This window comes from Gemmatirosa kalamazoonensis, from assembly GCF_000522985.1.
Lineage (GTDB): Bacteria > Gemmatimonadota > Gemmatimonadetes > Gemmatimonadales > Gemmatimonadaceae > Gemmatirosa > Gemmatirosa kalamazoonensis.
This window is the reverse complement of sequence record NZ_CP007128.1, coordinates 3,438,220-3,451,047: the sequence shown is the minus strand read 5'-3', so window position 1 is coordinate 3,451,047 and position 12,828 is coordinate 3,438,220. Positions and strand designations below refer to the sequence as shown.

Genomic DNA, 12,828 nt, shown 5'->3' with positions numbered 1-12,828 from the left:
GCGCGTCCCGCGAAAGCGTGGCTCATTGCAGCCGACTCGTGACCGCGTACACGAACAGGTTCACGCCCATGCGCAGCGCCGCCTCGTGCAGCTCCGGCGGGTCGCCGGGATACGTGCCGACGTCCTCCCATCCGTTCCCGAGATCGCACTCGTGCGTGTAGAACACCGCCAGCCGGGGCCCGACGAAGATGCCGAAGCCCTGCGGCGGCTTGCCGTCGTGCTCGTGGATCTTCGGCAGCCCCTTCGGGAACTCGTAGACCGCGTGGTATATCGGGTGAGACAGCGGAACCTCGACGAGCGGCCGATCGGGGAACACGCGCGCGATCTCACGACGGAAGCTCTCGTCGAGCCCGTAGTTGTCGTCCGCGTGCAGGAAGCCGCCCCGCTGCACGTACTCGCGCAGCCGCACGATCTCCTCGTCCGAGAAGTGGACGTTCCCGTGGCCGGTCATGTGGAGATACGGGTAGTCCCAGAGACGCTCGTCGGTCAAGCGGATTCTCGCCTCCTCCTTCTCGACCGGGAGCGACGTGCGCTCGCGGATGGCGGCGAGGAGGTTCGGGAGGCTCGACGGGTTCGCGTACCAGTCGCCTCCTCCATCGTACTGCAGGCGGGCGATCGTGAGGTGTGGCGCCGACGCGAAATGTGACGTGACATGTGACGAAGCGCGCGCCGCGACGCACACGCCGCACAGGGCGAGCGCGCCGCCCACCCGGCGCGCCGTGCGCCGCCACGCGGCACTCCGCGCTGCACTCCGCTGTCGCATCCTCACTCGCTCCCTCTACGTCGGGTCATCCGTCGCCTGCGCGATGCGATACGCCTCGTTGCGCCCGATCCCGAACTCGGCCACGAGCGCCCGGCCGACGTCGCGCGGGGTCGCGCCCGCCGAGCGGAGCGCGGCCGCGCGCGCACGGAGCGTCGCCTCGTCGGGTGCCGGCGCATCTCCGGCACCGCCCACGACGATCACGACCTCACCGCGCGGGGCCTGCTCCGCGTAATACGCACCGAGCGCCCCGACCGTTCCCCGTCGGATCTCCTCGAAGGTTTTCGTCAACTCGCGGGCCACGGCCGCGGGCCGCTCGGCGGCGCCGGCGTCCGCCAGGTCGGCGAGCGTCGCACCCACGCGCCCCGGCGCCTCGTAGAGCACGGCGGTGTGGCGCGACGCGGCGATCGCCTCGATCGCCTCGCCCCGCTCGCGTCCCTTGCGGGCGAGAAAGCCGTAGAACGTGAACCGCGTCGCGTCGAGCCCGGACGCGACGAGCGCGGCGAGCAGCGCCGACGCGCCGGGCACCGGGCTCACCGCGATGCCGGCGTCGATCGCCGCCGCGACGAGCCGCGCGCCGGGATCGGAGAGCAGCGGCGTCCCCGCGTCCGAGACGAGCGCGAAGCTCTCGCCGCCCCGCAGCCGCTCCACGATCTGCGGCGTCATGCGCGCCTCGTTGTGCTCGTGATAGGCGAGCATCGGCGTGCGCACCTCGTACGCATCGAGGAGCGACCGACTGTGCCGGGTGTCCTCGGCCAGGATCGCCGCCACCGACGCGAGCACCTCGGCGCCCCGGTGCGTCATGTCGCCGAGGTTGCCGATGGGGGTGCTGACCACGAACAACGTTCCTGCCATAAACGCTCCACGCTCCACGCTCCACGCTCGCTACGCCCGCCGCGAGATGGCGAGCGTGGAGCGTGGAGCGTGGAGCGTGGAGCGAACTCCGGTTCTCGATCAGGCGTGCTGCTTGAACTTCGCCTCGAGCGTCGAGCGCGGCACGGCGCCGATCACGGTGTCGACGACCTTGCCGTTCTTGAAGAAGAGCACCTGCGGGATGGAGCGGATGTTGAACCGCATCGCCGTCGACTGGTTCGAGTCGACGTCGAGCTTCAGCACCTTCGCCTTGCCCGCGTACTCCGTGGCCAGCTGATCGACGATCGGCGCGATCATGCGGCAGGGGCCGCACCACGTCGCCCAGAAGTCGACCACCGCGAGCCCCTCGTGCTGCTCGACCTCCGACTGGAAAGTCGAATCCGTCACCGCGTTCACGTTCGCCATCCGAGTCCTCCGCGGCGGGTCCCCCCGCGTCGCATCGAGAGTAAGTTTGGGCGCCCGACCACCCGTTCCAGCCGAGAGCGAGCGCCAACGTCATGCCAGAGAAGCCCGCCGCGCGCGGCACCCGCATCGCCCACGTGGGCCTCGCGGTGCGCGCGCTCGACGAGATCCTGCCGTTCTACCGGGACGTGCTGGGGATGCCCGAGACGCCCCTCGACGACGCCGACGGGGCCCGCATCGCGGGGCTCGTCGCCGGCGAGTCGCTCGTGGAGCTGCTCGAGCCGGCCGACGAGAGCTCCCCGATCGGGAAGTTCCTCGCCAAGCGCGGCCCCGGCATCCACCACATCTGCTTCGCCGTCGACGACCTGGACGGAACGCTCGCGCGCTGTCGCGCGGCAGGCATCCGCCTCATCGACGAGCGGCCGCGCATCGGGGCGGAAGGCAAGCGCATCGCCTTCCTCCACCCGAGCGCGACCGCCGGCGTGCTCGTCGAACTATCTGAATACTAAAACACCGACCAAGGGCGGGCTTCCAGGGCAGGAGGGCACGAGGGCAGGAGGGCAGGAGAGGGTCACGGTCTTCTCGCTCCTGCCCTCCTGCCCTCCTGCCCTCCTGCCCTCCTGCCCTGTCAGGGATGGCAGAGGTCGGTCACCTTCGCGATGTCGAACGACTCCACGTACCACCGGTCGTGCGGACCCGGCACGGCGGTGAACGTCGTCCGGCGCACGAGGCCGCGCTGACGCAGCTCCACCTCGAGCTGGCGCCCGGGACCGCTGTTGCCCGGCCGGTCGTCGACCACCTGCGCCGAGTCGTGGGTGAGGTAGCACTGGAGGGCGCGCATGCGCTTCTCCACGGTGTTGGCGTCGTCGCGCGACGAGATCGGGCCGCTCGACGTGCCGAACAGCGACGCCATCGTGCGGACGTCGCCGGCGTGCGCGGCGGCGAGAAACTCCTGCACGGCGCCCGTAGCGCTCGGCGCGCCGGCGCCGCCGACGGCTGGGGCGGTGCGGCAGGCGGCCAGCAGGATTGCGGCAGTTGCCGCGACGGAGGCGACTATCTTTCCCACGCTCACTCCACTTGGGTTGTCGATGCCGGTAAGCTAGCGCGCATGTCCGACTCTTCTACACCGGCGGGCGGCCGATTCGTCGCGCCCCACCAGCGGCTGTACGTCAACATCGACCACGTCGCCACGCTCCGGCAGGCACGGCGCGGCGCGGAGCCCGATCCCGCCGAGGCGGCGCGGCTGTGCGAGGAGGCCGGGGCAGACGGCATCACCGCCCACCTTCGCGAGGACCGGCGGCACATCCAGGACCGCGACGTCGACGCGCTCGCCGCGGGGGCGCGCACCGTGCTGAACCTCGAGATGGCGGCGACCGAGGAGATGCGCGCCATCGCCGAGCGGATCCGTCCGCACCAGGTGACGCTCGTCCCCGAGCGGCGGGAGGAGATCACCACCGAAGGGGGCCTCGACGTCTCGCGCGACCAGGACGGGCTGGCCCGGCTGATCGCGGACCTGAAACGCGCCGGGGTGCGTACGAGTCTGTTCATCGACCCCGACGACCGCATGGTGAGACTCTCCTACGAGCTGGGCGCCGACGCCATCGAGCTGCACACCGGCCGCTACGCGCACCACCCCGACGCCCCCGAGCCGCTCGCCGCGCTCGACGCGGCGTCGCGGCAGGGCGCGTCGCTCGGCCTCGCCGTGCACGCCGGCCACGGGCTCACCGTGCGCAACGTCGGGCCGGTGGCCGCTATCCCGGAGATCGAGGAGCTCAACATCGGGCACTCGATCGTGAGCCGCGCCATCTTCCACGGTCTCGCGGCCAGCGTGCGCGAGATCCGCGCGGCGATGGACGCCGCCCGCGCCGCGCTCCCCGCGTCGGGGACGCCGGCGTGACCGTCTTCTCGAGGAACGAACCAGCGTGACCAACCCGAGCGGTGTCGTGGATTTCTTCGCGATCGAGGCGGGCGAGTACGTGGCCCGGCTCGACGCGCTGCTCGCCGCGTCGGGAGGACGCGCGCCGGAAGCCGAGCCGCTCGCCCGCGAGGCGCGCGCGCTCCGCGGCTCGGCGACCATGGCCCGGCAGCCGTCGCTCGCCGCGCTCGCCGGCGCCATCGAGACGGTCGCCGTCGGGCTGCGCGACGGCCGTCAGCCGTGGACGCCGCACGCCGCCGACGCGCTCGTCGCCGCGGTCGACGCGTTCAAGGCGCTGCTGCGCCGGGTCCGCGAGTGGTCACCCTCCGACGACGCGGCGGCGAACGAGCGCGTGCGCGAGCTGCACGGCCTGGCCGCGGCCGACACGACGGTGATGCGCGGGGCAGTCATCGTCCCCATCGCGAAGCTGTTCGCCGATGGCGACGGCCCGCATGTCGTCCACCGCAACCCGCGCCCGCCGATCACCGCCGACCTGCGCTTCCGACAGGCCGCGGTGCCGCTCGCCTCGACACTGCGCCGGCTGATCGGCGAGGCGCGCCACGCGACGGACGAGGCGTCGCGCCGCGCCGCCGGCGACGATCTGCGCGCCGCGCTCCGCGACCTGGGCGAGCTGGCGGAGAGCTACGACATCGACGCGGTCGCGAACTTCGCCCGCGCCCGCGAGGCTGCCCTGGCCACGCTCGAGGAGCGGGCGCTCGACACCGTCGATTCCGCCGCCCAGGCGCTCGTGGAGAGCGCCGGCACGGTATGGGCCCGCCGCACGCCGGCGGCATCAAGCATGGTCGTCGAGTCCGCCGCGCCTGCTCCGCGCCCGACCCCCGTCGGCTCCGCGCCGGCGGCAGCTGCGCCGCCCGCGCCCGAGCGCGGCGAGCCGGCGGCCACGCCGCCGTCCGGACAGGCGCTCGTCGCCCTCCTCGAGACGAGCATCACCGGCCTGCACCGCATGGTCGACGATGAGGCGCTCGCCACGCCGCCGGGTGCACGCGGTGCACGCGGCGCACGCGACGAGACGCCGGCCGCCGAGCCTCGGGGCGCGGATGTCGTTCCCATCGACACGCTCCTCTACCGCGGACGCGCCGCCCTCGAGCGCGCACGCGAGCTGCGCAACGCCCTGCGCGGCGCCGACGCACCCGACGCCGTGCTGCTCGACGAGCTGTACGACCTCCTCGACCTCGCCGCGCTCGAGGAGTCCGTGCACGCATGAAGCTCGACTGGCGGAGCGCGCTCGGCATCGTGCTGAGCGCGGCCCTGTTGTGGTGGACGCTGAAGGACGAGAGCCTGACGGGGATCTGGGGCGCACTGCGGGGCGCGAACGTGTGGTGGTTCCTCGTCGCGTCCGCGGTGTGCATGCTCATCTTCCCGCTCCGCGCGCTGCGCTGGCAGGTGATCCTCGAGCCGGTCGCCGGCCGGCTGCCGTACGGGCCGCTGTGGCGGGCGACGTGCATCGGCATGATGGTGAACAACGTCGTGCCGTATCGCGCGGGCGAGCTCGCGCGCGCGTTCGCGCTCACGCGCGAGGTGCCTAACATCTCGTTCGCCACCGTGCTCGCGTCGCTCGCCGTGGACCGCGTGTTCGACGCGGTGGTGCTGCTGCTGCTCACGTTCGCGCCGCTGCTCGATCCGGCGTTCCCGTGGAACGCGAGCGCGCACGCGCTCCCCATCGGGGCGATCGCGCGCACGGCGCTCGTCGGCGTCGTGGTGCTGCTCGCGCTGCTCTACGCGCTCGTGTTCTTCCCCAACCGTCTCATCCGCCTGTTCGAGCTCGCGACGCGACGCGTGGCGCCGGGAATCGAGCGGCGGGGCGCCGAGGCGCTCGCCGCGTTCGCCGAGGGGCTCGGCGTGCTGCGGCATCCGGGGCGCTTCGTGGCGGTGTTCATGTGGACGCTCGTGCACTGGATCGTGCAGGTGGCGTCGATCTGGATCGGCTTCTTCGCGCTCGGCATCCGGGTGCCGTTCGGCGCCGCGCTGCTGCTGAACGGCGTGAGCTCGTTCGCGTCGGTGCTGCCCGCGGCGCCCGGCTTCTTCGGGCAGTTCGAGCTGTCGTCGAAGCTCTCGCTGCGCGTGTACGGCGTGCGCGACACGCTCGCCGTGGGGTGGGCGTTAGGCTATCACGTGCTCACGTTCATCCCCATCACCATCGTCGGCGCGGTGTACTTCGCGCGGCTTGGCTTCTCGCTGCGCGAGCTCACCGCGTCGGGCGAGCGCGACGAGCCGCGCGCGGCGTGAGCGTCAGCGGCGTGAGTGCGGCGCGCGAGGCGCGCGAGGCGCGCGTGGTCGCGCAGGCGAAGGTGAACCTGTTCCTCCGCGTGCTCGCGCGCGAGGCGACCGGCTTCCACCAGATCGAGACGCTGTTCCAGCGCCTGGAGCTCGGCGACGGCGTCGCGGTGCGCGCGGGCGTGAGCGGACGCGCGCTGGACTGCCGCGGCGCCGACGCGGGCCCCGTGGAACGGAACCTCGCGTGGCGGGCCGCGGTCGCGTATGCCGACGCGACCGGATGGCCTAACGGCTTCGCGATCGAGATCGACAAGGCGATTCCCGTCGGGGGCGGGCTCGGTGGCGGCAGCGCCGACGCGGGCGCCGTGCTGCGCTGCCTGAATGCGCTCTCGCCGTCGCCGCTCGGCGCGTCGGAGCTGCTCGCCGTCGGCGCGCCGCTCGGCGCGGACGTGCCCTTCCTCACCACGGAGTCGCCGCTCGCGCTCGCGTGGGGGCGCGGCGAGCGGATGCTCGCGCTGGAGTCGCTGCCCGCGCGCCGCGTGCACCTCGCCCTGTTCGACGAGGGCGTGTCGACGGCCCACGCCTACGCCGCGCTGGCCGCGCGACGCGACCGGTCGCACGAGCGTCCGCGTCCCATCCTCTGGCAGGCGGGCCGGCTCGCGCGGTGGGACGACGTCGCGCTCGTCGCGTCGAACGACTTCGAGGCGGTCGTGCTCGCGGAGCGCACCGACGTCGCCGAGGTACGCCGACTGTTCGGGGCGGTGAGCCAGCGGATCGACGACACCGACGGGGGCGATGCCGGCGCGACGCCCGGCGACACGGCGCCATTCGCCCTCATGTCCGGCTCCGGCGCGACGGTGTTCCTCGCGTCGCCCGAGCGCACGGGGCTCACGTTCGAGGTGAACCCGCCCGCGGAGGGCGAGCGCGCCGCGTTCCGCATCGTGGAGACGCGCACGGCCACGCGCGTTGCCCCGGTGGTGGTGCCGGACTAGGTTTCGCGCGCCTGCCCCGTCGTTCAATGGCAGGACCTCCGGCTTTGGACCGGAAGATCGTGGTTCGAATCCACGCGGGGCAATCCGTTCGACTCGACTCATGACGAGCGCGCCGGTCACGACCGCGCTGTCCGAACAATCCGATTCGCTGATGGAAGGCTCGGCTGCGCCAGGCTTCAAGCTGCTCTCCGGCACCGCGAACGCGGGACTCGCGCAGGAGATCAGTCGTCATCTCGCGATCGATCTGTGCAAGGTGACGCTCAGCCGGTTCGCCGACGGCGAGATCTTCGTGCGCATCGACGAGAACATCCGCGGGCAGGACGTCTTCATCGTCCAGTCCACCAACCCGCCCGCGGAGAACGTGATGGAGCTGCTGCTGCTCATCGACGCCGCGCGGCGGGCGAGCGCGGCGCGCATCACGTGCGTGATGCCGTACTACGGCTACTCGCGCCAGGACCGCAAGGACCAGCCGCGCGTGGCGATCGCCGCGAAGCTGCTCGCGAACATGATCGAGACGGCGGGCGCGGATCGCGTGCTGGGCATCGACTTCCACCAGCACCAGCTACAGGGGTTCTTCGACGTGCCGGTCGACCACTTGTACGCGGCGCCGGTGTTCGTGAACCACTACCGCAAGAAGAACCTGAAGGATCCGGTCGTCGTCGCGCCGGACGCCGGCGCCGCGAAGATGGCGCGCGGGTTCTCGCGCCGTCTCAACGGGTCGCTCGCCATCATCGACAAGCGCCGCCCCGCCGCGAACGTGGCCGAGGTGGTGAACGTCGTCGGCGACGTGAAGGGACGCGACTGTCTGCTCGTCGACGACATGATCGACACCGCGGGCACGCTGAGCGAGGCCGCGCGCGCGCTCAAGCGCCTCGGCGCCGAGCGCGTGTTCGCCTGCGCGACGCACGCGCTCCTCAGCGGTCCCGCGTCGCAGCGGCTCACCGACTCGCCGATCGAGGAAGTGACGGTGACGGACTCGATCCAGGTGCGCCCGGAGCGGCGCTTCGAGAAGCTCGCCGTGCTCTCGGTGGGCGAGCTGCTGGCGAAGGCGATCCGGTTCACGCACTCCGAGCAGAGCGTCTCGAGCCTGTTCGACTGAGGGCCGACCGACCGCGAGGGCGGGTAAGGCCTTCCATGATCGCGACTTACCCGATAGGTTGGGAGGCTACGGGTGAGAGGCGGCCCCCGCGTTTCCGGCGCGTGTGCCGAGGGTAACCCGGCTCGACCGACTCAGTCTTTTCCGGAAACAGGAACCTCCTCATGGCCACCGCCTCCCTCGCTGCGGAGCTCCGCAACGAGACCGGCAAGGGTGCCGCGCGCAAGCTCCGCGCGGCCGGGCGCGTCCCCGCCGTCATCTACGGGCACAACCGCGAGCCGCAGGGCCTCTCGGTGAACGCCCGCGAGCTCAATCGGCTCCTCGAGCACATCGCCGCGGGCAGCACGGTCGTGGAGCTCGGTGGGCTCGCCGCCGCCGGCACGCGCACGCTGATCCGCGAGATCCAGCGGCACCCGCTGAAGCGCCACATCGTGCACGTCGACTTCCAGGAGCTCGTCGCCGGCGAGAAGGTGAGCGTGAGCTGCCCGCTCGTGTTCGTCGGCACGCCGCTCGGCGTCCGCGAGCAGGGCGGTCTGGCGGAGGAGATCATGCGCCAGGTCCAGATCTCGGTCGACCCGGCGAACATCCCGAACCACATCGACGTCGACGTCTCCGGCGTCACGATCGGCCACCCCGTGCACGTGAGCGACCTCAAGCTGCCCGAGGGCGCCGTCGCGCTCGAGGAGGCGAACGCCACGGTGTTCGCGGTCGCCGCGCCGCGCACGCACGAGGAGACGGTCGTCGCGCCGGACACCGCGACCGCCGCGGAGCCCGAGGTCATTCGCGCGAAGAAGCCCGAGGAGTAATCTCCGGTCGGAGCCGCGTTGAAAGTCATTCTCGGCCTCGGCAATCCCGGCAAGGAGTACGAGGCCACGCGCCACAACGTCGGCTGGTGGGTCCTGGACCACCTGGCCGACGTTTGGCGTTTCGACGGCTGGCGAAAGGACGGCGAGGCGCTCGTGTCGACCGGACTGGTCGGGCCGCACAAGGTGCGGCTCGTGAAGCCGCAGACGTACTACAACCTCAGCGGCAGCGTGCTGCGCCCGTACCTGCGCCGCCCGTTCTGGTCGGCGAAGGTCGACCTGTTCGTGGTGTGCGACGACGTCGCCCTCCCGATCGGCCGGTACCGCATCCGCCCGCAGGGGAGCGCCGGCGGGAGCAACGGCCTGAAGAGCATCGAGACGACGCTGGCGTCGCAGGACTACCCACGCCTGCGCATCGGCACCGGCCCCCCGCCCGACGCGCCGCCCATCGGCCGGCTCGTCGACTACGTGCTGTCGCCGATGGACCCGCTCGACCGCCGCATCGTGCACGACCTGCTGCCGCGTCTCACCGACGCGTGCGAGACGTGGGCCCGCGACGGTGTCGTCGCGGCGATGAACAAGCACAATCGCACCGACCAATAAATGCTTCGCATCGGCATCGTGGGCCTGCCTAACGTCGGCAAGTCGACGCTCTTCAACGCGCTGACCTCGGCCGGCGTGCTCGCCGCGAACTATCCGTTCGCGACGAAGGACCCCAACGTCGGCCGCGTCAACGTTCCCGACGCGCGCCTCGACCGGCTGGCCGACATCGTGAAGCCGCAGCGCACCGTGCCCGCGGCGGTGGAGTTCGTCGACATCGCGGGGCTCGTGAAGGGCGCGTCGCAGGGCGAGGGACTGGGCAATCAGTTCCTCGCGAACATCCGCGAGACCGACGCGATCGTGCACGTCGTGCGCTGCTTCGAGGACGACGACGTGCTGCACGTCATGGGTTCGGTGGACCCGGTGCGCGATCGCGAGGTGATCGAGTTCGAGCTCGCGCTCGCCGACCTCGCGACGGTGGAGAAGCGGCTCGACCGCACCCGCCGCGCCGCGAAGACCGGCGACGCCGAGGCGAAGGCGGAGCTCGCGGTGCTGGAACGGGCGCACGAGTTCCTGAAGGAGGGGCGCGGTCTGTGGGAGGCCAAGCTCTCGGCCGAGCAGCTCGCGGTGCTGCAGCCGCTCTCGCTCCTCACGTCGAAGCCGATCCTCTACGCCGCGAACGTGACCGACGCGGAGCTCACCGGCACGGAGGGCGAGCACCTGCGCGCGCTGCGCGCGGCGGTGGAGTCGAGCGGCGAGCCGGCGGAGATCGTTCCCTTCTCCGCGAAGATCGAGGCGGAGCTCGCCGAGCTTCCGCCGGAGGATCGCGGCGACTTCCTCGCGTCGTTAGGCCTGGAGAGCGCGGGCCTCGACCGGCTGATCCGCGCCGGCTATCACCTGCTCGGCCTGCAGACGTACTTCACGGCCGGCGAGCAGGAGGTGCGCGCGTGGACGATCCACGGCGGCGACACCGCGCCGAAGGCGGCGGGCGTGATCCACACGGACTTCGAGCGCGGGTTCATCAAGGCGGACACGGTGAGCTACGACGAGTTCGTGACGAACGGCGGGTGGAAGGGGGCGCGCGAGAAGGGCGTGGTGCGGAGCGAGGGGAAGGAGTACGTGGTGCAGGACGGGGACGTGATGCTGTTCAAGTTCAATGTCTAGCGCTGCTCGGCGTTGACACCGGGCGTCGTTCTTCAACGACATACGGCGTCGAGTTCACACCCGGCGGAGCGATTCCGCCGGGTTTTCGCGTTCCCGCGGACCCACTTTGGTCTCACCTACGAGGAGACACTGCGCTCTTCGAAGGTCCTGACCCGCAGCCATGGCGCCTCGCGTCGACCGCAATGGCCCGGAGCCGTCGATCATTTTCGGCGTGGGCAGCGCTCCTGCAGAGGATCACGCTCCTGGGCGGTGTCGCGGTGCGAGGCGGCGCCGCCGTCTTGTCGTTAGCCCGACCACGACGAGCCCGGTCGCGGTGAGCCACTCGATCGACGGCTCCGGCACCGCCGTGGCGAGCGACCCGGGGTACTGGAACTCCGCGCCCATGAGCTCCACTGGTGGCGGCTGACCCGGGCCGCCCAGCACGCGTACGGCGTCGAGCAGGGTGCCGTCGCGCGAGAACTGGTAGAGCATGCCCGGGTCCGCGCCGCCCATGGTCAGCCAGAGCGTATTGTCCGCCGGATCGAACGCGAGTCCTGTCACCCCCGTCGCGTTCGGAATGCCCGCGATGCTGAACGACGAAAGGATTGTTCCCGTCAGGGAGTAGAGGTAGACCGCCGGACGGGGCCAGGCGAAGCTGGCGACCCACAACCCATTGTTCGTCGGGTCGTAGGCGATCCCCATCGACATCACCGCGAGCGGGAAGAGCGGCGTCAGCCCCGTCCAGTCGAGATTCCCACGGTAGACCATGTTGAGCTCGTAGGCGGGGCGCCACGGGACCGTGTAGCTGTACCTCCCGTCATTGGCACCGTCATAGAAGCAGCACGGCGGTGGCCAGCCCGGAGGCTGCGGCGTGATCGGTGCCCGGTCGTAGGGCGTCCCGATCGCCGTCCCGGTGAGCGTGTACTCCTGGCCCAGGCGACCCGGCTCATATCCCATCGTGTGGATCGTCTCGTCGACGACCAGGTCGTACGCAATGGTCCCGGGCGTCGTCGGCATCACGCGCGTGACCGCGCCTCCCTGCACCACGTAGATCGGTGCGTAGAACGGCCCCGGGTTCGGGTAGTTGAGCCGCGCATCGTACGCCGTGAGGTACAGGGGACTCGTCTGCGCGCCGGCGGGGTACGCCGCTGTGGCTAACGCGGTGGGACCAAGGGCGAGCGCGGAGAGCAGGGCGGCTGTCCTGTGCGCCTCCGCCGTCACGTGCGCGGCACCGCCGCGGGACGGTCGCGCCCAACCAGGTATGCGGAGGCGCATGGTTGCTCGGAAGTATCGGGTAGCTGGATCGAGATCGGACCAGGGACGCGTGAGAGCTCGGCAAAGGCCATTCCCGTCGTGGCAGCATTGTCGCGTGTGCCCCGGTCTGACGCGGCCGCGATGCTCAGGCAACTGGAGGAGGAGGTCTCGGCGTGCTGCCGTTGGGCGTCGGCAAGACGCGACGAGCCACCCAGATCTGTGAGGTCGGCCCTCGTACGGGCCCCGCGCTGCCGCTACGCGCGCCGCGCCATCCTCCGCGGTCATCGCCGGTGATGCGGACCGCGTACCGGCACAGCCACCCGGCGACGGTCTGCGCGCTGCCACCGCCTAACGGGCCCCGCCCGCGCGCCTAACGGTGGCCGCTCGAAGCGGGCCCGAAGGCCGCCCGCGCGGGCACGCTCCGGTCACACCGCTGAGTGAGGTAGCGATCCGGTGACGAGTCAAGTGGCCATGCACACGTTCAAGTTGAACGTCTGAGCGATCCCGCGCCGACCCGGCCCCACAGTCCACTGTCCGGTGCCAGCGCCGCTGTAGCAGTAACTGTGACAGTCCACGCACTACTGTCACCAGTCCCTCAGATCGACTGCGACATCGTGTTAGGTTGAACGGCCGAGCCAACCGTGCCGTGTCTGCCGCGACGTCGCGGCCGCCGTCACGCGGGCCATTGCGAGACGGGGGACGATGCCGGGACAGACGCGCCGCCGCGTAGGCGGATGGGTGCAGTGAGGCCTCACGCGGCGGAAGCCGTCGCCGCGACGCCAGCGGTCCATCGAGCGTTCGGGGCCGGCATTGCC

14 protein-coding genes and 1 tRNA gene are annotated in these 12,828 nt (G+C 71.4%); 10 read left to right on the top strand and 5 right to left on the bottom strand.

From position 1 onward, the window contains the following. Positions 1–22: 22 nt before the first annotated feature. The 3 genes from J421_RS14915 to trxA all read right to left on the bottom strand — a co-directional run bounded on the left by J421_RS14915 (position 23) and on the right by trxA (position 2,038). Entirely contained in the window at positions 23–763 is a 741-nt protein-coding gene (locus J421_RS14915) for a DUF4159 domain-containing protein (RefSeq protein WP_104022652.1), read from the bottom strand. A 15-nt stretch (positions 764–778) separates the two neighbouring features. Next, a complete protein-coding gene (rsmI, locus tag J421_RS14910; protein WP_201773019.1) occupies positions 779–1,597 on the bottom strand; it encodes a 16S rRNA (cytidine(1402)-2'-O)-methyltransferase in 819 nt (272 codons plus the stop codon). Positions 1,598–1,714: 117 nt separating this feature from the next. Next, positions 1,715–2,038 (bottom strand): thioredoxin, encoded by a 324-nt coding sequence (gene trxA, locus J421_RS14905; RefSeq protein WP_025411981.1) that lies wholly within the window; start codon positions 2,036–2,038, stop codon positions 1,715–1,717. 92 nt (positions 2,039–2,130) lie between these two features. Between trxA and mce the strand changes: the two genes are divergently transcribed. Further along, positions 2,131–2,544 (top strand): methylmalonyl-CoA epimerase, encoded by a 414-nt coding sequence (mce, locus tag J421_RS14900; RefSeq protein WP_025411980.1) that lies wholly within the window; start codon positions 2,131–2,133, stop codon positions 2,542–2,544. Positions 2,545–2,663: 119 nt separating this feature from the next. Here mce and J421_RS14895 read toward each other — a convergent pair whose 3' ends face one another. Continuing rightward, on the bottom strand, positions 2,664–3,101 hold the full coding sequence (locus J421_RS14895) for a hypothetical protein (RefSeq protein WP_148306336.1): 438 nt from the start codon (positions 3,099–3,101) through the stop codon (positions 2,664–2,666). A 42-nt stretch (positions 3,102–3,143) separates the two neighbouring features. On the opposite strand from J421_RS14895, the gene J421_RS14890 reads away from it, so the two are divergent. The 9 genes from J421_RS14890 (at position 3,144) to ychF (ending at position 10,780) form a co-directional block, all read left to right on the top strand. After that, positions 3,144–3,932, top strand: a complete 789-nt coding sequence (locus tag J421_RS14890; RefSeq protein ID WP_025411978.1) for a pyridoxine 5'-phosphate synthase — start codon at positions 3,144–3,146, stop codon at positions 3,930–3,932. A gap of 25 nt (positions 3,933–3,957) precedes the next feature. Then, positions 3,958–5,175: an Hpt domain-containing protein gene (locus J421_RS14885; RefSeq protein ID WP_104022651.1), complete on the top strand. Its 1,218-nt coding sequence runs from the start codon at positions 3,958–3,960 to the stop codon at positions 5,173–5,175. Beyond that, positions 5,172–6,197 carry a lysylphosphatidylglycerol synthase transmembrane domain-containing protein gene (locus tag J421_RS14880; protein ID WP_025411976.1) on the top strand — a complete coding sequence of 342 codons (1,026 nt, stop codon included), beginning with the start codon at positions 5,172–5,174 and terminating at the stop codon, positions 6,195–6,197. Before J421_RS14885 ends, J421_RS14880 begins: the two co-directional genes overlap by 4 nt. Beyond that, complete coding sequence (ispE, locus tag J421_RS14875; RefSeq protein ID WP_025411975.1) at positions 6,194–7,177, top strand: 4-(cytidine 5'-diphospho)-2-C-methyl-D-erythritol kinase; 984 nt, start codon at positions 6,194–6,196, stop codon at positions 7,175–7,177. The genes J421_RS14880 and ispE overlap by 4 nt, the downstream gene beginning before the upstream one ends. A 12-nt stretch (positions 7,178–7,189) precedes the next feature. Continuing rightward, positions 7,190–7,260 (top strand) — tRNA-Gln (locus J421_RS14870). A 68-nt stretch (positions 7,261–7,328) separates the two neighbouring features. Then, on the top strand, positions 7,329–8,276 hold the full coding sequence (locus J421_RS14865) for a ribose-phosphate diphosphokinase (protein WP_025411974.1): 948 nt from the start codon (positions 7,329–7,331) through the stop codon (positions 8,274–8,276). Between the two features lie 161 nt (positions 8,277–8,437). Beyond that, on the top strand, positions 8,438–9,079 hold the full coding sequence (locus J421_RS14860; protein ID WP_025411973.1) for a 50S ribosomal protein L25: 642 nt from the start codon (positions 8,438–8,440) through the stop codon (positions 9,077–9,079). 18 nt (positions 9,080–9,097) lie between these two features. Next, positions 9,098–9,679 carry an aminoacyl-tRNA hydrolase gene (gene pth / locus J421_RS14855; protein ID WP_025411972.1) on the top strand — a complete coding sequence of 194 codons (582 nt, stop codon included), beginning with the start codon at positions 9,098–9,100 and terminating at the stop codon, positions 9,677–9,679. Further along, complete coding sequence (gene ychF, locus J421_RS14850) at positions 9,680–10,780, top strand: redox-regulated ATPase YchF (RefSeq protein ID WP_025411971.1); 1,101 nt, start codon at positions 9,680–9,682, stop codon at positions 10,778–10,780. Positions 10,781–11,014: 234 nt separating this feature from the next. Here the strand turns inward: ychF and J421_RS14845 are convergent, their stop codons facing one another. Beyond that, positions 11,015–11,980, bottom strand: coding sequence for a PEP-CTERM sorting domain-containing protein (locus J421_RS14845; protein ID WP_025411970.1), 966 nt, complete (start codon positions 11,978–11,980; stop codon positions 11,015–11,017). Positions 11,981–12,828: the final 848 nt, after the last annotated feature.